Source organism: Neorhizobium sp. LjRoot104 (assembly GCF_964253725.1).
In the GTDB taxonomy this organism is placed as follows: Bacteria; Pseudomonadota; Alphaproteobacteria; order Rhizobiales; family Rhizobiaceae; genus Neorhizobium.
This window is the reverse complement of the sequence record NZ_CAXURS020000002.1, coordinates 1519196-1540180: the sequence shown is the minus strand read 5'-3', so window position 1 is coordinate 1540180 and position 20985 is coordinate 1519196. Positions and strand designations below refer to the sequence as shown.

Annotated in this window: 19 protein-coding genes; 14 read left to right on the top strand and 5 right to left on the bottom strand. The window is 61.7% G+C overall.

Annotation, left to right across the window (positions count from 1 at the left end):
• Positions 1 to 16: 16 nt before the first annotated feature.
• Positions 17 to 670 carry a glutathione S-transferase gene (locus ACSQ8R_RS29400; RefSeq protein ID WP_436256864.1) on the bottom strand — a complete coding sequence of 218 codons (654 nt, stop codon included), beginning with the start codon at positions 668 to 670 and terminating at the stop codon, positions 17 to 19.
• A gap of 114 nt (positions 671 to 784) precedes the next feature.
• Here ACSQ8R_RS29400 and ACSQ8R_RS29395 point away from each other — a divergent pair, with 114 nt between their 5' ends.
• The 9 genes from ACSQ8R_RS29395 (at position 785) to ACSQ8R_RS29355 (ending at position 12490) form a co-directional block, all read left to right on the top strand.
• A complete protein-coding gene (locus ACSQ8R_RS29395) occupies positions 785 to 1999 on the top strand; it encodes a polyhydroxyalkanoate depolymerase (protein WP_436256863.1) in 1215 nt (404 codons plus the stop codon).
• 84 nt (positions 2000 to 2083) lie between these two features.
• A complete protein-coding gene (locus tag ACSQ8R_RS29390; protein WP_436256862.1) occupies positions 2084 to 3457 on the top strand; it encodes a malonyl-CoA decarboxylase in 1374 nt (457 codons plus the stop codon).
• The gene (locus tag ACSQ8R_RS29385; protein WP_436256861.1) at positions 3457 to 4986 is read left to right on the top strand and encodes a malonate--CoA ligase; all 1530 of its coding nucleotides are present in this window, start codon (positions 3457 to 3459) and stop codon (positions 4984 to 4986) included. The genes ACSQ8R_RS29390 and ACSQ8R_RS29385 overlap by 1 nt, the downstream gene beginning before the upstream one ends.
• An 88-nt stretch (positions 4987 to 5074) precedes the next feature.
• Positions 5075 to 6742 (top strand): UGSC family (seleno)protein, encoded by a 1668-nt coding sequence (locus ACSQ8R_RS29380; RefSeq protein WP_436256860.1) that lies wholly within the window; start codon positions 5075 to 5077, stop codon positions 6740 to 6742.
• Positions 6743 to 6744: 2 nt separating this feature from the next.
• Positions 6745 to 7719 (top strand): NAD(P)/FAD-dependent oxidoreductase, encoded by a 975-nt coding sequence (locus ACSQ8R_RS29375; protein WP_436256859.1) that lies wholly within the window; start codon positions 6745 to 6747, stop codon positions 7717 to 7719.
• 4 nt (positions 7720 to 7723) lie between these two features.
• Positions 7724 to 8413, top strand: a complete 690-nt coding sequence (locus ACSQ8R_RS29370) for a GntR family transcriptional regulator (RefSeq protein ID WP_436256858.1) — start codon at positions 7724 to 7726, stop codon at positions 8411 to 8413.
• Between the two features lie 112 nt (positions 8414 to 8525).
• Positions 8526 to 9575 (top strand): ABC transporter substrate-binding protein, encoded by a 1050-nt coding sequence (locus ACSQ8R_RS29365; protein WP_436256857.1) that lies wholly within the window; start codon positions 8526 to 8528, stop codon positions 9573 to 9575.
• 96 nt (positions 9576 to 9671) lie between these two features.
• Positions 9672 to 11420 carry an ABC transporter permease gene (locus ACSQ8R_RS29360; RefSeq protein ID WP_436256856.1) on the top strand — a complete coding sequence of 583 codons (1749 nt, stop codon included), beginning with the start codon at positions 9672 to 9674 and terminating at the stop codon, positions 11418 to 11420.
• Entirely contained in the window at positions 11420 to 12490 is a 1071-nt protein-coding gene (locus ACSQ8R_RS29355) for an ABC transporter ATP-binding protein (RefSeq protein WP_436256855.1), read from the top strand. The genes ACSQ8R_RS29360 and ACSQ8R_RS29355 overlap by 1 nt, the downstream gene beginning before the upstream one ends.
• 4 nt (positions 12491 to 12494) lie before the next feature.
• Here ACSQ8R_RS29355 and ACSQ8R_RS29350 read toward each other — a convergent pair whose 3' ends face one another.
• Together ACSQ8R_RS29350 and ACSQ8R_RS29345 are read right to left on the bottom strand one after the other, a co-directional pair.
• A complete protein-coding gene (locus tag ACSQ8R_RS29350) occupies positions 12495 to 13349 on the bottom strand; it encodes an NADPH-dependent oxidoreductase (protein ID WP_436256854.1) in 855 nt (284 codons plus the stop codon).
• On the bottom strand, positions 13319 to 13501 hold the full coding sequence (locus ACSQ8R_RS29345; RefSeq protein ID WP_436256853.1) for a hypothetical protein: 183 nt from the start codon (positions 13499 to 13501) through the stop codon (positions 13319 to 13321). The genes ACSQ8R_RS29350 and ACSQ8R_RS29345 overlap by 31 nt, the downstream gene beginning before the upstream one ends.
• A gap of 679 nt (positions 13502 to 14180) precedes the next feature.
• Between ACSQ8R_RS29345 and ACSQ8R_RS29340 the strand changes: the two genes are divergently transcribed.
• From ACSQ8R_RS29340 to ACSQ8R_RS29325, 4 genes are all read left to right on the top strand, one after another.
• Complete coding sequence (locus tag ACSQ8R_RS29340) at positions 14181 to 15413, top strand: M24 family metallopeptidase (RefSeq protein ID WP_436256852.1); 1233 nt, start codon at positions 14181 to 14183, stop codon at positions 15411 to 15413.
• 110 nt (positions 15414 to 15523) lie between these two features.
• Positions 15524 to 15979 carry an RrF2 family transcriptional regulator gene (locus tag ACSQ8R_RS29335; RefSeq protein ID WP_436256851.1) on the top strand — a complete coding sequence of 152 codons (456 nt, stop codon included), beginning with the start codon at positions 15524 to 15526 and terminating at the stop codon, positions 15977 to 15979.
• Between the two features lie 288 nt (positions 15980 to 16267).
• Entirely contained in the window at positions 16268 to 17587 is a 1320-nt protein-coding gene (locus ACSQ8R_RS29330) for an LLM class flavin-dependent oxidoreductase (protein ID WP_436256850.1), read from the top strand.
• Between the two features lie 175 nt (positions 17588 to 17762).
• Positions 17763 to 17954, top strand: a complete 192-nt coding sequence (locus ACSQ8R_RS29325; protein WP_436256849.1) for a hypothetical protein — start codon at positions 17763 to 17765, stop codon at positions 17952 to 17954.
• A 90-nt stretch (positions 17955 to 18044) separates the two neighbouring features.
• Here ACSQ8R_RS29325 and ACSQ8R_RS29320 read toward each other — a convergent pair whose 3' ends face one another.
• Together ACSQ8R_RS29320 and ACSQ8R_RS29315 are read right to left on the bottom strand one after the other, a co-directional pair.
• Positions 18045 to 18704, bottom strand: coding sequence for a peroxiredoxin (locus ACSQ8R_RS29320; RefSeq protein WP_436256848.1), 660 nt, complete (start codon positions 18702 to 18704; stop codon positions 18045 to 18047).
• Between the two features lie 439 nt (positions 18705 to 19143).
• Positions 19144 to 19902, bottom strand: coding sequence for an IclR family transcriptional regulator (locus tag ACSQ8R_RS29315; protein WP_436256847.1), 759 nt, complete (start codon positions 19900 to 19902; stop codon positions 19144 to 19146).
• 111 nt (positions 19903 to 20013) lie between these two features.
• Between ACSQ8R_RS29315 and ACSQ8R_RS29310 the strand changes: the two genes are divergently transcribed.
• A complete protein-coding gene (locus ACSQ8R_RS29310; protein ID WP_436256846.1) occupies positions 20014 to 20949 on the top strand; it encodes a polysaccharide deacetylase family protein in 936 nt (311 codons plus the stop codon).
• The last annotated feature ends 36 nt before the right edge of the window (positions 20950 to 20985 follow it).

Here is a 20985-nt window from a genome sequence, read left to right as displayed (position 1 = left end):
ATATGTCTTTCGCCAGTTAGAATTCCACTTCCAACTCGACGATTTCGTCCGGTTCCGCAAGCGCGCCTTCGGTCCATTCGAGCATGAGCGGCCAGGCGAGAACCGTCTCCGCGTATGCCGCCAGTCTCGGCGAGAGTTCGACTGCATAGGTGCGGAACCGGGTGCAGACCGGAGCATACATGGCGTCGGCGACAGTCGGATTTGCCCCGAACAGCCAGGGGCCGCCGCTCGCCTCCAGGCATTCGGTCCAGATTGTCTTGACCCGCTCGACATCCGGGCGCGCGCCTGAAAAGATCTTGAAACGCTCGTGCCGGGCCTTGAGGTTCATCGGCAGGGCAGAGCGAAGATTGTGGAAGCCGGAGTGCATCTCTCCCGAAACCGCGCGACAGCGGGCACGGTCGGCGATGTCGGCGGGCCAGAGGCCGGCGTCAGGCATGATCTCGTTCAGGTATTCGGCTATCGCCAACGTATCCCAGACGATGACGTCATCATGGGTCAGCCGCGGCACCAGCACGGAGGGCGACAGGAGCAGCAGTTCCTGGCGCGCATCGTCGTTCATCTCGACAAGCAGTTCCTGGAAATCGAGACCTGCCATGCGGCAAAGGAGCCAACCGCGAAGCGACCACGAGGAATAGTTTTTCGACGAAATCGTCAGTGTCGCCTGTACCATCGTTCAAAACTCCTGCCGGACAATCATGCATCCGATGACAATCTTCTCGCATCGCGAGACATATTGCACTAGCATTTTTGCACTGCCGCATATCTGCGGCGCGGGGGTCCATTCATGCTCTATCAGGCCTATCAATTCCAGGACGACTTCCTCGCCCCGATGCGCGATCTTGCCCGGCGCCTGCAACTGATGTCCTCCACCCTGTTCTTCGGCGCCGGCAGCGACATGGGCCGACATGCCGCCGCGGCACTCGAGTTGATGTCGCGCTTCAAGATCACCCACGAGCGGCCGGAATTCGAGATTGCCTCGGTCACGATCGGCAATCGCGACGTGCCGATATCAGTCGAAACGGCACTCGACCTGCCCTTTGGCCGCCTCCTGCATTTCGTCGCCGACGTCGATACGCCTCGCCCGCGGGTGCTTGTGGTCGCGCCGCTATCCGGTCATTTCGCGACGTTGTTGCGCGGCACGGTCCAGACGCTGTTGAAGGACCATGACGTCTACATCACCGACTGGGCCAATGCGCGGGACGTTTCCACGGCCGCCGGCCGTTTCGGCATGGACGATTATGTCGACTACATCATCCGCTTTCTGGAGGAGATCGGACCGCGCGGACACATCCTGGCGGTCTGCCAGCCCTGCGTTCAGGCGCTGGTTGCCGTCGCCATCATGTCGGAGGCGAAGAACCCGGCGACCCCGCGCACCATGACGCTGATGGCCGGGCCGGTCGATACGCGGGAAAGTCCGACCAAGGTCAACGAACTCGCGGTCTCGAAGCCGCTGTCGTGGTTCAAGAGCGAGTTGATCACCGGCGTTCCGATGGGCTTTCCGGGCAGCGGACGGCGCGTCTATCCGGGCTTCCTGCAGCTCGTCGCCTTCATGAGCATGAACATGGAGCGCCATGTCGAGGCGCATCGCAAACTCTACCGCCACCTCGCCAGCGGCGAGACGGCCGAGGCGAACAAGATCAAGCATTTCTACGACGAGTATTTTGCCGTGCTCGACATGACCGAGGAATTCTACATCGAAACCATCGACCGGGTGTTCCAGAGGGCAGAGCTGGCGAGCGGTACCTACACCCACCATGGCCGGAAAGTGGATCCGAACCATATCCACGCCACGGCGCTTCTGACCGTTGAGGGCGGACGCGACGATATCTGCGGGCTCGGCCAGACCTCGGCCGCCCACGACCTCTGTCACTCGCTGCGGCCGCATCTGCGCCGCCACCATCTGCAAGCCAATGTCGGGCACTATGGTGTCTTCAGCGGACGCCGCTGGGAGAAGGAAATCTATCCTGTCGTGCGCAACATGATCCTCGCCATGGAATAGCGCCAAAAGGCGCCAAGTCTCTCCGCACGACTTGCATACGATCCAGTATCTGCTGTATGCAATGAATGGGCAGGAGAAAAAGAGATGAGCAACAAGGATCCAGTTTTCGGCTGGTGGGATGCTCCTCCATTTATCGGCGAGCTGATCCAGTCATTGTCGGGCCGCGGCCGGGCCCTGTTCGGCCTGTCATCGCCGCCGGTGCAGAATCGCGATCTCACCGGCCTTGCCGAGATGATCCTGTCGCGCCGCGGCGAAGTTTCGGGGGCTATCCTTGCCGAAGCCTTCCTCGAAGCCTACCGGCAGGCCAGAGCCTCGGACCGGGAGGCTTTCATGCGCGCGCTTCTCGATCGTTTCGGCCCCGACCGGACTGCCTTGGATGCCGCGGCGTCGGCTTATAATCTCGATCCAAGCGCCCAGAATATCGCCAGGCTGCATGAGGCGGCCGAACCGCGCCGGCAGGAGCTTTTCCGCCGTATCAATTTCGCCAAGCGCGGCACCGCGACGCTGGTCGAGATGCGCGAACATCTGATGGACATGTTGTCCAAGGAACCGGCGTTGCAGGCGGTCGATCTCGACTTCTGCCATCTCTTCTCCTCATGGTTCAACCGGGGCTTCCTGATGTTGCGATCGATCGACTGGACCACGCCCGCCAATATCCTGGAGGCGCTGATCCGCTATGAAGCCGTGCACGATATTGACGGCTGGGACGACCTGCGCCGGCGACTGGCACCGGCTGACCGGCGCTGTTTCGGCTTCTTCCACCCGCAACTAGAAGACGAGCCGCTCATCTTCGTCGAGGTGGCGCTGACCGACCATCTGCCCGCCTCGGTCGATGCGCTTCTCGCCCGAGACCGCCAGCCGCTGGAGGTGCAGCAGGCGACGACGGCGGTGTTTTATTCGATTTCCAACTGCCAGCGCGGCCTCGCCGGCATTTCGCTCGGCAATTTCCTCATCAAGCAGGTGGTGAACGATCTGAAGCGCGACCTTCCGCGGCTCGAAAATTTCGTGACATTATCCCCCATCCCGGGCTTCGGCGCATGGTTGCGCGGCGAAAGCCGCGTCACCGACAGCGAGGAGATCAAACTGGAAAAGCAGCGGCTTGTCGCCAGGCTTGAAGGTGACTGGGCATCTGCCGACGAGCACGAACTCGACCAGATCCAGCGCGCCATGCTGCCGCTCGGGGCGCATTACCTGTTGAACGTCCGGCGCGGCAATGGCCGGCCGGTAGATCCAGTGGCGCGGTTCCATCTCGGCAACGGCGCGCAGGCCGAGAGGCTCAATTTCCTCGGCGACCGATCGCCGAAGGGCATGCGCCAGTCATACGGCCTGATGGTCAACTATCGCTACCGGCTCGGCGAAATCGAGAAAAATCATGAGGCTTATGCCGAGAACGGCCATATCGCAGCGATGCCGGCGCTGCGCAAACTGGCCCAACCGGTTTCCCAGGAGGTGTTTTGATGGCTGGTAATCTCTACGACGCGCTGCTCGGCGGGCTCGACCGGGAGGATCGGCTGCTCCTGACCGACGAAACGGTCGGCACGATGAGCTACCGTGCCTTCGCCGATCAATGCGCGCGGCTTGCCGGAGCACTTCTCGAAGCCGGTCTGCAGCCGGGCGACCGGGTGGCCGTCCAGGCGGAAAAGTCGGTCGTGGCACTGGCGCTGTATCTGGCGACGGTCAGGGCAGGCGGCATCTACCTGCCGCTCAACACTGCCTACACGCCGGCAGAAATCGAATATTTCCTGACCGATGCCGAACCCGCGATCTTCGTCTGCGATCCGTCGAAACTGCAGGCGCTGCAGCCGATCGCCAAGGCGGCCGGCTCGAAAACTCTGACGCTCGATCCTGAGGGCAAGGGGACGCTGACCGATGCCGCCGCCATTGCTACGCCGATAACCGAAACCTCGGAGCGGGGCGGGGCCGATATTGCAGCGATCCTCTACACGTCCGGCACGACGGGGCGCTCCAAGGGCGCCATGCTCAGCCACGACAATCTTCTGTCGAACGTGACGTCGCTCGTTGAAAGCTGGCGGTTCACGGACAAGGATGTGCTGATCCACGCGCTGCCAATCTTCCACACGCACGGGCTTTTCGTCGCCACCAATGTGGTGCTCGCCTCGCGCGCCTCGATGATTTTCCAGCCGAAATTCGATCCGAACAAGATCATGGAGGCAATGCCGCAGGCGACTGCGCTGATGGGCGTGCCGACCTTCTACACGCGCCTCCTGCAGCATCCGGGACTGGACAAGGCAAGTACCGCCCATATGCGGCTGTTCGTCTCCGGTTCGGCGCCGCTTCTGGCCGAGACCCACGAGGAATGGCAGGCGCGCACCGGCCACGCCATCCTCGAGCGTTACGGCATGACCGAGACCAACATGAACACCTCGAACCCTTATGACGGACGGCGCGTCGCCGGCACGGTCGGGTTCCCGCTGCCGGGGGTCCAGGTGCGGATCACCGATCCGGAAACCGGTGCCTCCTTCGGCACCGAGGAAATCGGCATGATCGAGGTGCGCGGCCCGAATGTGTTTTCGGGTTATTGGCGCATGCCGGAAAAGACTGCGGCGGAATTCCGCAAGGACGGTTTCTTCATCACCGGCGATCTCGGCAAAGTGGACCCTGACGGCTACCTGCATGTCGTCGGCCGCGGCAAGGACCTCATCATCACCGGCGGCTACAATGTATACCCGAAAGAGGTGGAGATGGAGATCGACGCCATGCCGGGCGTCTATGAAAGCGCCGTCTTCGGTGTCAAGCATGCGGATTTCGGCGAGGGCATCATTGCCGCGATCGTCCTGAAATCGGGGGCAACGCTGACCGAACAGGAGGTCATCAAAGCGCTCGACGGTCGCTTGGCGGGCTATAAACGCCCTAAAAAGGTGGCGTTCATGGCCGAACTACCGCGCAACACGATGGGCAAGGTCCAGAAGAGTATACTCCGCGATCAGTTTTCCGGAACTTTCGAGCCTGCTGCTGTCGCAAAATAGGCGATCGTCATTTTAGGACTTGACGGTTCGTGTATACGCGTGGACTATGAATTGCATACGAGCGCGGATCATTTCGGGAGGAAATGGGATGTTGCAACAGGGAAAGCCGGAAAGCGGACTGCCGCTGGTCACGGTCCACAACCCGATGGGTTACCCGCCGAAGGTCAACCGCAAGCAGCCGGCCGACCGGCCGACAAGCCTGGATGGCAAGGTCGTCTATCTCGTCGACAGCCGCTTTGACGATTCCGTCGAACTCCTCAAGGAGGTCGAGGCCTGGTTTGCACGCAACATGCCGTCTGTGGACGTACGGATTCGCCAGATGGCGAACACCTATTCCAAGGACGACCCGCAGCTCTGGGAAGAGATCAAGGCAAATGGCCATGCCGCGATCATCGGGGTGGGACATTGCAGCACCTGCGCACCAGCCGTCACCACCCATGCGATCACGCTGGAAACCAAATACGGCGTACCGACCGCGGCCATTCACACCGAAAAATTCGACAAGGTCGTGCGCTCCGTCGCCAAGATGGGTGGGCTTTCGCAGCAGCCGCTGGTCTTCGTGCCGCAGCCGGTGATGGGCAAGACGCCTGAAGAGCTGCGCGCCTATGTGGAAGGCGCCGATCCAATCAGCGGCAAGCCGGTGATGAAGGAAATCGTCGAGGCTTTGACCGTCGGCCTTTCGGCAAGTGCCGAGGATGCGCAATTCGAGCGCAGCACGCCGCGTCTCATCGAGCCGGACACGGAAGACAATCTCCACGCCACGTTCCTGCGCAACAGCTGGACCGACAAGCTGCCGATCATCCTGCCGACCGACGCCCGCGTCGCCGACATGCTGGCCGCGACCTCCCGCAAGCCGGACGAGGTCGTCGGCCACATGCAGCCAACCACCAATCGCGGCCTGTGGGAATATACGGTCGAGAAGGTCGCCGTGAACGCCGTGATGGCCGGCGCGTCGCCCGAATATTTTCCGGTCATCCTGGCATTGGCGGCGGCTCAGGTCTCCGCGCGTGGATCGACCTCTTCTTCGGCCGCGGCGATGGCCGTCGTCAACGGACCTGTCCGCAACGAGATCAGCATGAACTGTGGCGTCGGCGCGCTCGGCCCCTATAGCCATGCCAATGCCACGATCGGCCGCGCCTTCGGGCTCCTGTCGCAGAACCTGCAAGGTGGTTCGGTTGTGGGCGAAACTTTTATGGGTTCGCTCGGCAACAACTATACCTACAACAACCTCACCTTCGCCGAAAACGAGGAGCGCAGTCCATGGGAGCCGCTGCATGTGCAGAAGGGTTTCGATGCCGAGACGAGTGCGGTCAGCATCTTCCACGGCTGCCGTTCCACCACCTTCAGCCTTGGCCTGCGCAAGGAGTACTGGCGCGAACACGTGCGCGACATGCTGCTCGGCACGGATGCGATCACCGCGCCGACTTTGGTGCTCGACCCGATCTGCGCTAGGCAGTTCATCGATCGCGGCGGTTTCGTGAACAAGCAGGATCTGCTCGACTTCATCTACGAGACGGCTCAGATGCCAGCAGGCCGCTACTGGGACCTGCAGCTCGTCCAGAACTACATCTATCCGCGCGCCACATTCGGCGAGGAACCCATGGCGGGCAAGCTGAAGCCCGGCAAGGACGAACTTATCCATATCTTCCGCCCGCAGGATATCAATGTCGTGGTCGTCGGCGGCGAGTCCAACGGTTACTGGCAGATCTACGGCGCGCATTACCGCACCACCGTTTCCGTCGACGATTGGCGCTGATCATGGCAAATGATTACGACATCGTGGTCATCGGCGCCGGCGTGGCGGGGCTCAACGCCGCGATTGCGGCGGCTCGGCATGGCGCGCGCACGATGATCATCGACATGCTGGGCGCTGGCGGCCAGGTGATCAATGTCGACCGTATCGACAATTTTCCGGGCCCGGGCGAGGGCATGTCAGGTTTCGAACTCGGACCGATGCTGCAGATGCAGGCGGACGAGGCCGGCGTCGAATTCGCGCTCGACGCGATCGAGACCATTTCGAAGACGGATACGGGCTTCCGCATCGCCGGCGCCGATCTCGATCTCTCGGCAGGCGCGGTGATCATTGCTGCCGGTTCGGCCAAGCGCACGCTCGGCATTCCGGGCGAAGCGGAATTCGAGGGGCGCGGCGTTTCCCACTGCGCCTCCTGCGATGGACCGCTGATGCGCGGCAAGGATGTCTGCATCATCGGCGGCGGGGATTCCGCACTCGACGAAGCGCTGGCGCTGGTCCCTCACGCCGCCCGCATCACCGTAATCCACCGAGGTTCGCGCCTTACTGCCAGCGCCGCATTGCAGGCGAAAGCGCGGGAAGCCTCTAACATCGAGATGCGGCTTCAGACGGTCGCGACCGCGATCCGCGGCGAAGGTGGCGTCAGCGCTGTAACCGTCCGCGATCTTTCGACAGGCGCGGATAGCGATCTCCCCTGCCACGGCGTCTTTGTTTATGTCGGGCTGGAGCCCAATACGTCTTTCCTCGGCGATACTGTGGCGCTCACCGCCGATGGCCGGATCGGTGTCGATCTCGATATGCAGACATCCGTGCCGGGTATTTTCGCAGCCGGCGACATCCGTGCCCGCTCGGTCGCACATCTGGCCGCCTCAGCCGGCGACGGCGTGACGGCCGCGATCACTGCGGTGCGCCATCTGGCACAGCGTCAGGGTAATACCCAACAGGCAGGACCGCGTGATATCGCGGCCGCATCGGCAGGATAGGCCCATGAACGTGCAACTCAAAGGCAAACAGGGCAAACCGAGCGTTCGCGACGCGATCGAGCAGGATATTGTCACGGGCTTCTATTCCCCCGGCGACCGGCTCGACGAGGCAGGGCTGGCGGCCCGCCATCAGGTGTCGCGCACGCCGATCCGCGAGGCGTTGATCCAGCTCAATACGATGGGCCTGGTGCAGATGGTGCCCAACCGCGGCGCCTTCGTCACGCAGCTGACGATCACCGAGCTGGTCGAAATGTTCGAGGTGATGGGCGAGCTCGAGGCGATGTGCGCCCGGCTTGCGGCTCGCCGCATCCGCCCGGAACAGCTCGCCCGCCTGGAAGAGGCGCAGTCCGCCTGCGCCACGGCCCAGCAGGCCGGTAATTCGGACGATTATTACTACGCCAATGCGGAATTTCACCGGGTGATCTACGAGGCGAGCGGCAACGGCTTTCTGGCGGAGAATGCCCACGCGCTGCAGCGCAGGCTGAAGCCTTATCGGCGCCTGCAGCTGCGGGTGCCTGGCCGCGTCAACAGTTCGCTGTCGGAGCACGAGGAGGTGCTTGCAGCGATCCGTGCCCGCGACGACGCCCGCGCCCGCGATGCGATGCGCAACCATGTCGTCATCCAGGGTGAATATTTCAGCGACTTCCTGGCGCTGATGCGCCCGGTGGAACGCCAGCTGATCCCCGGCGAATGATGAGGAACATCGCCACCGGGATCGAGCGGGACGGGACGAACGCATGAATTTCTAAGCTCGGGAGGGTCGAGCTTATCGCCGGCGATGGGCCGGATCAAAGGGAGGAGAGATCATGAAGCATGCCATGACTTATGTGGCCGGCCTGGTTCCGGCATTCTTGCTGGCGGCCGGTCTTGCCGGCGCGGCCGATATGACGGCCGGCGAAAAGCAGCTCTACGATGCCGCCAAGAAGGAAGGTTCGGTCACCTGGTACGTCTCGCAGACGACTACCGAGTTCGCCGACGGCATGTGCGGCCTGTTCAAGAAGAAATATGCCGGCGTCGAGTGCAACGTCGTGCGCGCCTCCGGGCAGGTCATTTTCCAGCGCCTGGTGCAGGAATTGCAGGCCAAGGCCGTGCAGGGCGACCTGATGTCGACCAACGACGACGGCCAGATGCTGCAGCTGAAGGAACAGGGCGCGCTTGCCCAGTTCGCGCCGGAAAACCTGAAAGACATGGTGCCGGAGCTTCGCGCACTGGCCGACAAGGAAAACTACTGGATCACGTCGGGCGTCTCACCTCTTGTCATCGCCTACAACACCAAGCTGGTCACCGAGGCGGAAGCCCCGAAGAACTGGACGGATTTTGCCGATCCCAAGTGGAAGGGCCAGGTCGCCATCGGCCATCCGAGCTTCTCCGGCAGTGTCGGGCTCTGGACGATCCTGATGAACGATCTCTACGGCTGGGACTTCTTCACGAAGATCGAGAAGAACAAGCCGCAGATCGGCCGTTCCGTGGCTGACGGGCATAATCTCGTCGCTTCGGGCGAACGCAAGGTGGCGCTGGCGCCGCTGCCGTTGATCCTGTCGGACTCGATCCTGAAAAAGGTGCCGATCGGCGTCATCTACCCGACCGATGGCGCCTTGCTGCCGCCTTCGGCAACCGCGATCATGAAGGATGCGCCGCATCCGAATGCCGCGCGGCTGTTCGAGAACTTCCTGCTCGGACCGGAAATCGCCGAATACTTCGCTAAGGACTACCGTTATCCGCTTCGGGCCGGCGTGCCGCTTGCCGAAGGCATGCGCCCGCTCAACAGCTACAAGACAAAGTCGATCGCGACGGCCGACGGCATCAAGAAGCTGCCGGAAGTCCAGGAAAAGTTCCGCGACACGTTCGGGATCTGAACCGTATCCGGAGGCTGGCAGTCGCTGGCCTCCGCCCATCACGCCCGACGGCGTGACCTGTTTCCGACGCCTCCAGTGACAAAGCGAGCGCCGATCATGACGAGTGTTTCCCATCCCGCGGCCGCCACTTGGTCGGAAGACCAGCCGGTAAAGGTACGCGTGCCCTGGCACCAGCGGCTGCAGCCGGCCAATCTGCTCTGGGTGTTTCTGGCCGGCATCCTGGTCGTATTGATCGTCGCGCCGATGTGGACGCTCGTCGTCTCCAGTTTCACCGACGCCAAGACCGGCGGCTGGACGCTGAACAACTATGTCGAGGCTTATGGCAAGGAACGCCACATCACGGCGCTCACCAACACACTGAAGATGGGCGCCGTCGTCGTGGTGCTGAAACTGGCTTTCGGCGTGCCGCTCGCCTGGGCCTGCACCCGCACCGACATGCCGGGCCGCAATTTTGTGCGTTACAGCGTGTTCGGTGCCTTCATCATGCCGCCCTATCTCGCCGGTGTTGGCTGGATCCTGCTCGCCGGCCCCAATACCGGCTGGATCAACCGCGTCTGGCACAGCCTCTCCGGCTCGACCGAGCCGCTGGTCAATATCTTCTCCTTCGGCGGACTGGTGCTGGTCACCGCGATCGGCGGCTTCTTTCTCGTCTTCGTGCTGGTGAGCTCGGCCTTCGAGATGATCAATTCCGAGATGGAGGACGCTGCCAATATTCTCGGCGCCGGACCGTTCAAGACGGCGATGAAGGTGACCTTCCCGCTGGTCATGCCGGCGATCATCGGCGCAGCGCTTCTGTCCTTCCTCGGTGCGATCGCGCTCTACGGCGTGCCGGCACTGATCTCGATTCCGGCTCGATATCCGGTCGTGGTCATCCAGCTCACCGAATTCTTCTCCTTCCCGTTGCGGATCCAGGTGGCGGCCGCCTATTCGATCCCGCTCCTGCTGATCACCGCCGCGATGCTCGGCCTGCAGAAACTGATCCTGCGTCGCAAGGGCTATGTCTCCGTCAGCGGCAAGGGCGGCGAGCGCCGCATCGTCAAGCTCGGCCGTTGGCGCTGGGTGCTGTTCGGCTATTGCTTCTTCGTCGTGGCTCTGTCGGTGCTGATGCCGCTGTTCGTGCTGCTTCTCGCCGCTTTCTCGGATTCCTGGACGACGGGCTTCTCGTTCAGCAACCTGACGCTTTCCAACTTCCATTACGTGCTCTTCGAGCATTCCAGCTCGCAAAAGGCGCTGGTCGGCAGCATCGGGCTCGGCATCGTCGCGGCGACGGTGGCGATCACGCTGGCGCTGTTCATCGCCTATATCGTGCAGCGCAAGCTGATCCCGTTCTCGGGCCTGCTCGCCTTCCTCGCGGTCTCGCCCTATGTCGTGCCCGGCATCGTGCTCGCCATCGGCTTTTATGCGGCCTATGCCCTGCCGCCGATCGCGCTCTACGGCACTTATACGATCATGGCGCTCGCCTTCGTTACCCGCTTCCTGCCGATCGCCTTCACCACCAGTTCGGCCGGCGTGCGCAGCATCCATCCGGAAATGGAGGAGGCGGTGCGCATCCTCGGTGGTGGACGGGTGACGGCGCTGCGGCATGTGGTCGGGCCGCTCCTGAAGCGCACGCTTGCCGGCGGCTGGCTGCTGATCTTCGTGCCAGCGGCACAGGAACTCTCGACCGCCATCTTCCTCGTCGGTCCCACCACGCGCGTCGTTTCCGTCGTGCTGCTCGATCTCAGCGAGGAAGGCGAGCTCGAAAAGCTCGCAGCGCTGGGCTCTCTGTTGTTGATAATCATTGTCGCAGTCGTCGCCCTCGGGATGAGATATCTGGGCCGCGACTTCATGTTGAGGAGAAGCTAATGGACGGACTTGTCCTCAGGAAACTCGGCCGTCGTTTCGGCGCCGTCGATGCGGTTCTCGATTTCGACCTGCATATCAAACCCGGCGAATTCGTCTCGCTGCTCGGCCCTTCCGGTTGCGGCAAGACGACGACGCTGCGGATGATCGCCGGCTTCATCGACCCGACCTCCGGCTCGATCGAGCTCGACGGCAAGATATTGTCGGCACCGTCGGGCTCGGTGCCGCCGGAAAAGCGCGGCATGTCGATGATCTTCCAGTCCTACGCGATCTGGCCGAACATGACGGTGTCGCAGAACGTCGCCTTCGGCCTCAACCTGCGCAAGCTTCCGAGCGAGGAAGTCAAGAAACGCGTCGGCGCGGTGCTGGAGACCGTGCGCATGAGCCATCTCGCCGACCGTTACCCGGCCGAGCTCTCCGGTGGCCAGCAGCAGCGCGTCGCGCTCGCCCGCGCCGTCGTCATCCGTCCGGCCGTGCTCCTGCTCGACGAGCCGCTCTCGAATCTCGACGCCAATCTGCGCGAAGAAATGCGTTTCGAGATCAAGCGCATGCATGACGAGTTCAAGATCACGTCGGTCTATGTCACCCACGACCAGGGGGAGGCGATGGTGACTTCGGACCGTATCGCCGTGATGAACAACGGCCGCCTTGAGCAGATCGACAGCCCTTACGCGCTCTACAGCCGGCCGAAGACCCGGTTTGTGGCGAGTTTCATCGGCCGCACGAATTTCCTCTCCGGCAATTGCGGCAACCACATGATCGACTTTGCGGGCTTTAGCGTGCCGCTGGCGATGATCGGTGAGGAAGTGACCGGCTCCGGACCGGTCACAGTCTCGATCCGGCCGCAGGCGATGAAGCTTTCGGCGAGGGAGGCTCCCAAGGACAAAGCCATCAACCTGGAGGGTTTGGTTCGGCAGTCCGCATTCCTCGGCGAGACCTGGGACTACGTCTTCCAGCCGAAGGACAGCGGGCTGCAGTTCCGCGTCGCAGCGCCGCCGGCCGATGTCTTCCAGGTCGGCGCTCCGGCCTGGCTGCAGATCGATCCGACCCAGATCGTCCCGATCGCGGACTGAGCCGCTATTTCACCTTGAAGCCCATGCGGCGTACCACATCGAGCAGCACGTGCCGGCCCTTGAGGGCCGGTACGTCGGCGATGCGGCTGGCGACGACGCTGGTCCAACCCCGCACCGCCATGCCCTGGCCCGTCTGGAACGACTTCATCGTGTCGTCATAAGTGGCAAGCCCGGCTTCCCGCGGTGTTGCCTGATATTGCTCGCGGTGAAGCACGAGGGATTGCGGCAGGCGCGGCTTCACCTCCGTCTCGATGGCCGGGTCAGGATAACCGACGGTCATGCCGAACACGGCAAAGGCTTCCGGCGGCAGGCCGAGCAGCTCTCCCACTTCGGCCGGGTGGTTGCGGATGCCGCCGATATAGCAGGTCCCGAGCCCGAGCGATTCCAGCGCGACCAAGGCATTCTGGGCGGCGAGCGTCGCATCGATGGTCGCCAGCAGGAAGCTTTCGAGATAATCGAGACCTTCACCGGTCTTGCCATGTTCGGCGGTGATCTTTCTCAGCCGCGAGAGATCGGCGATCCAGACAAGGAAAAGCGGGGCGGAAATGATCTGCGGGTTGGGGGCGGCAAGTTCGGCGAGCTTTGCGCGGCGCTCCGGATGCTCGACTGCCACGACGCTCCAGGCCTGCAGGCTGGAGGAGGTCGGGGCCGATTGGGCGGCCGCAACGATCAGATGCAGTAGGTTTTCCGGCACTGGTTTTGGCAGATAGGTACGGACGGAGCGATGCCAGAGGATCGCGTCGAGCGCCGCATTCCATTCCGCCGTTGCGGCCTGCTGATCCGATCCGTAGCGCTGGCGCACCAGATCGGCTGGGGTCGGAGAGTTCTCTAGGGCTGAAGCAAAGCGAGAGACGGACATCGAAGAACTCCTTTGAATAGGAAAAGGGACCAAGCCGGCATGCAGGGAATGCTAGCCAACAGTTTCCGCGTGTAGGCATGGCTTGGAGCGGCGAGGATATTGCAGGTTTTACCGCTCTCGACGACCCGGCGGCGTTCGAGACAGCCGCGCATTCAAGACGGTCAGATCCGAACGCCCCGTGTGATGCTACTGTAAATCGCGCACCCACCTTAATGAGACTTGGTGTCGCCCTTTTCCATAATCGAAATAATCCACCGGTAGACGAGCCGCGAGCTTAGCATCCGACATTGCCTTTCGTTCGGCCATGCATGCGTTATCAAGCATTGAAGCGACTTTTTCCGCATCTTTGTTGGAAACGAGATACGATTTAGTAGACCGCTCCAAGCACTTGCCCAATGCACTCCCGGCTGACACGACACGGCGGATCTCTGGCGTGTAGTAGGGTGAAGTAGCGCACGACGCTAGAGCCTTACAAAGCTCGGAATAATGACCGTATATCGCAATGTTATTTCCGCTTAGATTGAAGTTGAGTCTCAGCGTTGCCATCGTGACCACTGAAGCCTATGTTTCAATACATAAATCGTTCGGCTGACCTTCGCCATCTGCGAAACCCCTCACAACACGGCGCAATAAGCTCCCACGCTCCGCCGATATCGTGGAAGACTAGTATCAAAGTCCCTGTCAACCGGAAGGCTGGCGGAGGATGATTTTGGGCGCAAGCGGGAAACGCTCTTCGCCACGACTAAGGCATTGCAGAATTTTGTTCCAGACGCTGGCGATTTCGCTGAAGCCCGGTTAAGGCCTTGAGAAAAGACCAATTTGGAGAGGGCGATGAGCGATATCGACCGCAGCCAGGCAGAGCGCCTGATGGCGCAAGCCGGCTTCGATGCGCTGGTGATCTTTCAGCCCGAAGCCTTTCGTTACGCGATCGGCGCGCCAGCCGGCGTTGCGACCATGTGGGGCAGGGCAGGGGCCGCGATCGGGCTCGTGCCTGCCGATGCCTCCATGGGGCTCGCGGCGGTCGCCAGCGACCACGCCGCCGGATCGATCCGCAAGGCCGCGCCCGATATCGACCTGCGGATCCATCGCGTCTGGATCGACATGCTGGATCTGACGGGCGCCGGAAGTGTCGAGCAGATCAACGAGGCCTATCGCCGGCTCGGTGCAGCGGGTCCGCGACCGGAGACGTTCGACCGCTCCGCCAGTTTCGCCCTGCTCGGCGACCTGCTGAAGGAACGCGGCCTCGAGAGGGCGAGGGTCGGGGCGGATCTCGAATTCATGCCGGCCGCCGATTTCGAAGCCCTGAAGCTCGCGCTGCCGACGGTGATCTGGGCCGATGGCTCGGAAATGTTGCGCCGCCTGCGGGCCGTCAAGACGCCGCGCGAAATCGACCGTCTGCGCCGTGCCGCCAAGGCCGCAGAGTCAGGGCTCGTTTGGATGGCAGCGGCGGTGAGGCCCGGCGCGTCGGTCGCCGAGCTCTCTGCCGCTTGGAAAGCGGGCGCTCAGGCGGCCGCAGGGGAAGGCGGTTTCGGCCTCAGCGGGTATTGGGACTTCATCTCGGTCGGCCCCGATCTTTCGGATATGTCGGCGGTCGTGACGCCGGGCGCGCTGATCAAGGCAGATGTCGGGACGCTGGTCGATGGTTACTCCTGCGACGGGGCTCGCACTTTCACCCATGGCCTTGCGTCGCCACTGGGCCGGGAGATCTTCAAGGCCCTGGAAAACGCGTTCGCGGCCGGGCTGGAGAAACTTCGGCCGGGCAACACGTTCGGCGCCGTGCACGCGGCCATGCTCGCCTCGATGCGCAAGGACGGCTTTGCGGAATATGACCGCGGCCATTTCGGCCATTCGGTCGGCGGCGGCGTCGGTATCGAGGAATGGCCGTTCTTCTCCGCCGGCAATCCGGAAACCATCCTGCCGAACATGGTGGTGGCGTTGGAAACGCCATTCTACGGCCAGGGCATTGGCGCGCTGATGATCGAGGATCAATTCCTGATCACCGACACGGGGGCCGAATGCATGAATGTGCTGCCGCGGACGTTGCGCGATCTTTCGGCAGAATAAGGCAAGACAAGGAAAGCGGCGTTGAACCTTTGTCACCGGTCCTGTATCGGTGTTATGCCTCCGGCGGTCTCGCCGGGAAGGATACCGGCCTGGCGGAATTTCGATCTTTGATGCTTACGAAAAAGGGAAAATACGGGCTCAAGGCCCTTGTCCACCTTGCACAGCTTGAACCCGGCAAGACCGCCTTCGTCAGCGATATCGCCCAACAGAACAATATTTCCAAGAAATTCCTCGATGCTATCCTCCTGGAATTGCGCAAGGGCGGCATGCTGCGCTCCAAAAAGGGACCGGGCGGTGGTTATGCACTTTCCAAGCCCGCGTCGCAGATTTACGTCGGCCAGGCGGTCCGCATCCTCGATGGTCCGCTCGCACCCATCCGCTGCGCCAGCAAGATGGCGTTCGAGCCCTGCGATGATTGCGACCACCCGGAAGATTGCCAGATACGCCATTCGATGACGGAGGTGCGCGATGCGATCGCCTCGGTGCTCGACAACATGACGCTGGAGCAGATGGTCGCCAAGCGCTCAAGCGGCGTTCTCGACAACGCCGAGGTCAGCAGCAAGTAGATCGCCACCCTGCTCATGTGCTGCCTCCCGGATCAAGTCTGTCATTGAGCCACGCCACGAAGGCCGGGAGAAGGAATAAAGCTTCAATTGCACGCGTCGAACGAAGTGAATTCTCTCTTTTTAAGGGTCGCAAAGAGACATTCGCGGATTGTCACGCCAAGTTGAGCGGAAGAAGAGAGAATTTCTCCGGCACGATGCAATCGGCGCAACAACTTTCCTTAGCGCATCCAACAGGAATGCCTAGTTTATGGGACTGAGCCCGTTTCTCCTCTCAACAGAGCAACTCCCATGGCAAGATCGCTACACCTAACCGCCTTCATGCGCCCCGTCAGCCTGCATACCGGCGCCTGGCGTTATCCCGGCGCCTATCCGGACGCCAATTTCAATTTCGGGCATATCAAGTCGTTCATCCAGAAATTGGAGGCCGCCAAGTTCGACGCCTTTTTCATGGCCGATCACCTGGCTGTGTTGAACATGCCGGTCGAAGCGCTGAAGCGCAGTCATACGGTGACGTCGTTCGAGCCGTTCACGCTGCTGTCGGCGCTTGCCGCGGTCACCGAGAAGATCGGTCTTGCGGCGACCGCCTCGACCACGTTCGACGAGCCCTATCACGTCGCCCGCCGGTTTGCCTCCCTCGACCATATCAGCAACGGACGCGCCGCATGGAACATCGTCACCACGTCCAACCCGGATTCCGCCCGCAATTTCGGTCTCGACGAGCATGTCGAGCACGGCGAGCGCTACAAGCGGGCGCGTGAGTTCTATGACGTCGTGACCGGACTGTGGGACAGTTTCGCCGACGATGCCTTTATCCGCGATCAGCAAAGCGGCATTTTCTTCGATCCGGAAAAGATGCATGTGCTCGATCATAGGGGCGAAGAACTCAGCGTACGCGGGCCGCTCAACATTGCCCGTCCGGTACAGGGCTGGCCGGTGATCGTGCAGGCGGGGCAGTCGGAACCGGGACGCCAGCTTGCCGCCGAGACCGCCGAACTGGTCTTCTGCTCGCCACGCGATCTCACAGCTTCCAAGGCGCTCTATGCGGATATCAAGGGCCGTATGGTCGCCGCCGGGCGAAATCCCGACCATTTGAAGATCCTGCCGGCCGCCTTCATCGTCGTCGGCGATACCATCGAGGAAGCAAAGGCCAAGCGCGCGGTGCTCGACAGCCTGGTACACTACGACAGCGCCATCGCCTCGCTGTCGATTGCGCTCGGCCACGACGCGTCGGGTTTTAATCCGGACCGTCCGCTGCCGGACATTCCGGAAACCAATGCCAGCAAGTCCGGCCGCGCCCAGGTCCTCAAGCTCGCCGAGCAGGAAAAACTGACGGTGCGCCAGCTTGCCCAGCGTTATGGCGGCTATTCGGGCCTCGCCTTCGTCGGCACGCCGGCAACCATCGCCGACGAGATGCAGGCCTGGCTTTCGGAAGAGGCAAGTGACGGCTTTACGGTCGTCTTTCCCTATCTGCCACAGGGCCTGGACGACGTGACACAACGGGTCATTCCGGAACTCCAGCGCCGCGGCATCTTCCGCCACGACTATGAGGGAACGACGCTTCGGGAGCATCTTGGCCTGCCGCGGCCTGCCAACCGCTTCTTTGCCTGAAGGAATGCAACCGCAAGCTGGCAGAGCTCTCTATTTCGCCGATTGCCACATTTTGGACATAACAATTTCAAATGTGTCAACGAATTAGTATAGCTTTTTAGTAGACTACGTTGACCGGAACGGCGTTTGGCCCGAAAGTTGGGATGCATGATGTTCAACCAACTGGAGGCTGACGATGATCGCTGGTGGCTTGTCCCTGTTTGGATTTGATCTGTTCGGGGTGACCCGGCGCGTGCCGGATAAAACAGGGGCAGACAGCGCCGAACGCAAGCCCCTCGAAAAAGGGCGCGAGGATCGTGATGAAAGCCGCGATCCTGATCGCGAACATTCTGAAAGCTTCTTCTGGGGCATGTATCCCGTCTATTGAGACGAGGCGCTGCAAGGCGATATCCAGAAATATAAAAAGGCCGGCGAAGCGATACGCTCCACCGGCCTTTTACGTTTGATCCAGCCGATATCAGGCCGTGGGCTGCTTGGTCTTGCGCAGGTAGGGCAGGACCGTGTCGAACGAACCGAAGCGGGTGATCGCATCTTCGTTGGAAACGGCTGCGGTAATGATCACGTCCTCACCCTGTTTCCAGTTGGCCGGCGTCGCCACCTGGTGCTTGGCGGTGAGCTGGATCGAGTCGATCGCCCGCAGGATCTCGTTGAAGTTACGGCCGGTGGTCATCGGATAGGTGAGGATCAGCTTGATCTTCTTGTCCGGGCCGATGACGTAGACCGAACGGACTGTCGCATTGTCGGCGGGCGTGCGGCCCTCCGAGCTTTCGCCGGCTGCGGCCGGCAGCATGTCGTAAAGCTTGGCGATCTTGAGGTCCCGGTCACCGATCAGGGGGTATTCAACGTCGAAGCCGGTCGCGGTCTTGATGTCGTCCTTCCACTTGCCATGGCTTTCGACCGGATCGACGGAGATGCCGATGATCTTGACGCCACGCTTTTTGAATTCGCCTTCAAGGCCGGCCATGGCGCCGAGTTCGGTCGTGCAGACCGGCGTAAAGTTCTTCGGGTGGGAAAACAGCACTGCCCAGCCGCTGCCAATCCAGTCGTGGAAATGGATCGCGCCCTGGGTCGTTTCGGCGGTGAAATCCGGTGCTATGTCGTTGATACGAAGGCTCATGTTTCAGCTCCCTTGAATTGTTGTGTCTGCAGTGACCGGGGCTTGAAAGCCGGCCCGATCAATCGGCCGCTTGGGTCGCCTGTCAATTATAGAGTATTTTGCGGATGCCTGCCTGCCCTTCCGGCCGGCGAGTGATTGCTTCGCCCGGCGGTCAGTTGCCAAAACCTTTCAGGCTCGACCGGCGCCTGGAAATGTCTGGCCGCGGAGATCTCGATTGCCCATCTTCGGGATCGGAATGCTGTTTTCCCGCTGCCCCAAGTGGGCCAAAAGCGAGGGGCGGCCATCGAGAGCTCCATATTCGTGCGATCACAAGAAGGGTATAAACGCTTCAAGATTGCAGGCCGACGCAGTTTGTTCCAAAATGCCGGCGGGAAAGAGTGTGGCTTTCCAAATCACGCCGTACCTGCAACGGTTCCATCATCCGCATCAAGAATGAACGTCAGCGGCGGTAGCCAAGCGCCCGGCTGATATCGTCCGCGGCACTGCGTACCATCAGCAGAAAACCCTCGCGCTGCCCGTTGTAGCGCACGGTCGGAACGCCGAGATTGAGCGCCGCGACAACCGCGCCATCGCCGTCGAAGATCGGCGCGGCAATGCCGGTCGAACCGGTGACGAATTCCTGGTCGTTCAGCGCGTAGCCATCCCGGCGGATCTTCACGAGCATCTCGCGGATGCGCTCGATATCGGTCACCGTGTAGCGGGTGTAGGAGAGAAGCTGGACCCGGGAGAGATAGTGCTCCAGCGCCTCCTTCGGCGTGAAGGCGAGCAGCACGCGGCCGGTAGCCGTGCAATACGCCGCGATCGCCGCGTCGAGGTTGACGTCATACCGGACGCGATGCCGGCTAACGCATTTCGCCAACCGGCGGATGTCGCAATGGGCGTTCATCGTCGCGAGCAGAATGGTCTCGCCGGATTCGTCGCGCAGTTTTTCCATGAACGGTTTTGCCACCACGACCAGCGGTTCCTCGTGGCGCCGAAACGGAAAACCGTGGCGGCTCGCCTCGACCAGCATGTAGCGACCGGCATCGTCCTGAACCACGTGGCCGCGCGCCGCCAGCGTCTGGACAAGGCCATGCGCACTGCTTTTCGGGAAGGAAAGATCCCGCACGATCTGGGCGAGCGGCACTGCTTCCCGCCGGGACGCCATGTATTCCAGGAGATCGAGAATCCGGCCGGCGCTTTTGATTTCGGAGTTCATGTATGTGAACGAAACCCCCATTGATGGTCATCGGATCGGCTCATAACAATTCTGCCTAGAAAGCAGCCACTAACATTTTCGAGTGTCGCGCTGATAAGGGTGAACGATCTCATGAATGCGCCGAATAAGCAAAACGATGCCTCCGAACCCTGGACCTGGCCGGATAGTGTCTGGCAGCAGAAAGTTCAGAAGGTGCGCGCCGGGCGCTCCCTGAGACCGGCGAAATGGAAAAACGGCGCACGCATGGCAGTCGCATTGTCCTTCGATTCCGATCACGAGACGATGGAACTGAAAAACGGGGGCATGTCCTTCGGCACGATGAGCCGCGGCCAGTACGGCTCCCGAGCCGGCATGCCGCGCATCCTGGGCCTGCTCGAAAAATATTCCGTGCCGGCCTCCTTCTTCATGCCGGCCGTCTCGGCGATGGTCAATGCGGAAGAAGTGAAGACCGTGGTTTCGTCGGGCCACGAACTCGGCATCCATAGCTGGATCCACGAGTTCAATTCCCGCCTCGACGAGACGACGGAACGGGATCTTGCGCGGCGCGCCGCCGACACTCTCGAACGCCTGTCCGGCATCCGCCCGGTCGGCATGCGCACCGCATCCTGGGATTTCAGCCCCTATACGCTGAAGATCGCCCGCGAGATGGGATTGCTCTACGACAGTTCGCTGATGGCCGACGAGGAACCTTACGAGCTTCTGGAGGATGGCGAGCCGACCGGCGTGGTCGAAATCCCGGTCGAATGGATCCGCGACGACGCTCCTTACGTGGCGATGGACCGGATGACCGGCGCGCGGCCCTATGGGGGGCCGGCCATGGTACTCGATATCTTTGCCCGCGAACTGGAAGTGGCCTGGGAAGAGGGCGGCCTGTTCCAGCTCACCATGCACCCGCACCATGTCGGCCACCGTTCGCGTATCTTCATTCTGGAAGAGATCATCCGGCTCGCCAAATCGAAGGGCGACGTCTGGTTCTGCACCCATGCGGAATTGGCGCGCTACTGCGCCGACGAGGCCGGGCTGAAGACCGCTGAGAAGGCGGCATAAACAGTTCTTGAATACAGCAGCAACAACAATGAGGGT

Bases quoted from the DNA above. Each gene is read 5' to 3' on its own strand.
- ACSQ8R_RS29345 (WP_436256853.1), bottom strand. From the start codon at position 13,501: ATGCGCGGCTGTCTCGAACGCCGCCGGGTCGTCGAGAGCGGTAAAACC.
- ACSQ8R_RS29400 (WP_436256864.1), bottom strand. From the start codon at position 670: ATGGTACAGGCGACACTGACGATTTCGTCGAAAAACTATTCCTCGTGG.
- ACSQ8R_RS29385 (WP_436256861.1), top strand. From the start codon at position 3,457: ATGGCTGGTAATCTCTACGACGCGCTGCTCGGCGGGCTCGACCGGGAG.
- ACSQ8R_RS29360 (WP_436256856.1), top strand. From the start codon at position 9,672: ATGACGAGTGTTTCCCATCCCGCGGCCGCCACTTGGTCGGAAGACCAG.
- ACSQ8R_RS29365 (WP_436256857.1), top strand. From the start codon at position 8,526: ATGAAGCATGCCATGACTTATGTGGCCGGCCTGGTTCCGGCATTCTTG.
- ACSQ8R_RS29355 (WP_436256855.1), top strand. From the start codon at position 11,420: ATGGACGGACTTGTCCTCAGGAAACTCGGCCGTCGTTTCGGCGCCGTC.
- ACSQ8R_RS29315 (WP_436256847.1), bottom strand. From the start codon at position 19,902: ATGAACTCCGAAATCAAAAGCGCCGGCCGGATTCTCGATCTCCTGGAA.
- ACSQ8R_RS29350 (WP_436256854.1), bottom strand. From the start codon at position 13,349: ATGTCCGTCTCTCGCTTTGCTTCAGCCCTAGAGAACTCTCCGACCCCA.
- ACSQ8R_RS29320 (WP_436256848.1), bottom strand. From the start codon at position 18,704: ATGAGCCTTCGTATCAACGACATAGCACCGGATTTCACCGCCGAAACG.
- ACSQ8R_RS29380 (WP_436256860.1), top strand. From the start codon at position 5,075: ATGTTGCAACAGGGAAAGCCGGAAAGCGGACTGCCGCTGGTCACGGTC.
- ACSQ8R_RS29330 (WP_436256850.1), top strand. From the start codon at position 16,268: ATGGCAAGATCGCTACACCTAACCGCCTTCATGCGCCCCGTCAGCCTG.
- ACSQ8R_RS29375 (WP_436256859.1), top strand. From the start codon at position 6,745: ATGGCAAATGATTACGACATCGTGGTCATCGGCGCCGGCGTGGCGGGG.
- ACSQ8R_RS29325 (WP_436256849.1), top strand. From the start codon at position 17,763: ATGATCGCTGGTGGCTTGTCCCTGTTTGGATTTGATCTGTTCGGGGTG.
- ACSQ8R_RS29370 (WP_436256858.1), top strand. From the start codon at position 7,724: ATGAACGTGCAACTCAAAGGCAAACAGGGCAAACCGAGCGTTCGCGAC.
- ACSQ8R_RS29395 (WP_436256863.1), top strand. From the start codon at position 785: ATGCTCTATCAGGCCTATCAATTCCAGGACGACTTCCTCGCCCCGATG.
- ACSQ8R_RS29340 (WP_436256852.1), top strand. From the start codon at position 14,181: ATGAGCGATATCGACCGCAGCCAGGCAGAGCGCCTGATGGCGCAAGCC.
- ACSQ8R_RS29335 (WP_436256851.1), top strand. From the start codon at position 15,524: ATGCTTACGAAAAAGGGAAAATACGGGCTCAAGGCCCTTGTCCACCTT.
- ACSQ8R_RS29390 (WP_436256862.1), top strand. From the start codon at position 2,084: ATGAGCAACAAGGATCCAGTTTTCGGCTGGTGGGATGCTCCTCCATTT.
- ACSQ8R_RS29310 (WP_436256846.1), top strand. From the start codon at position 20,014: ATGAATGCGCCGAATAAGCAAAACGATGCCTCCGAACCCTGGACCTGG.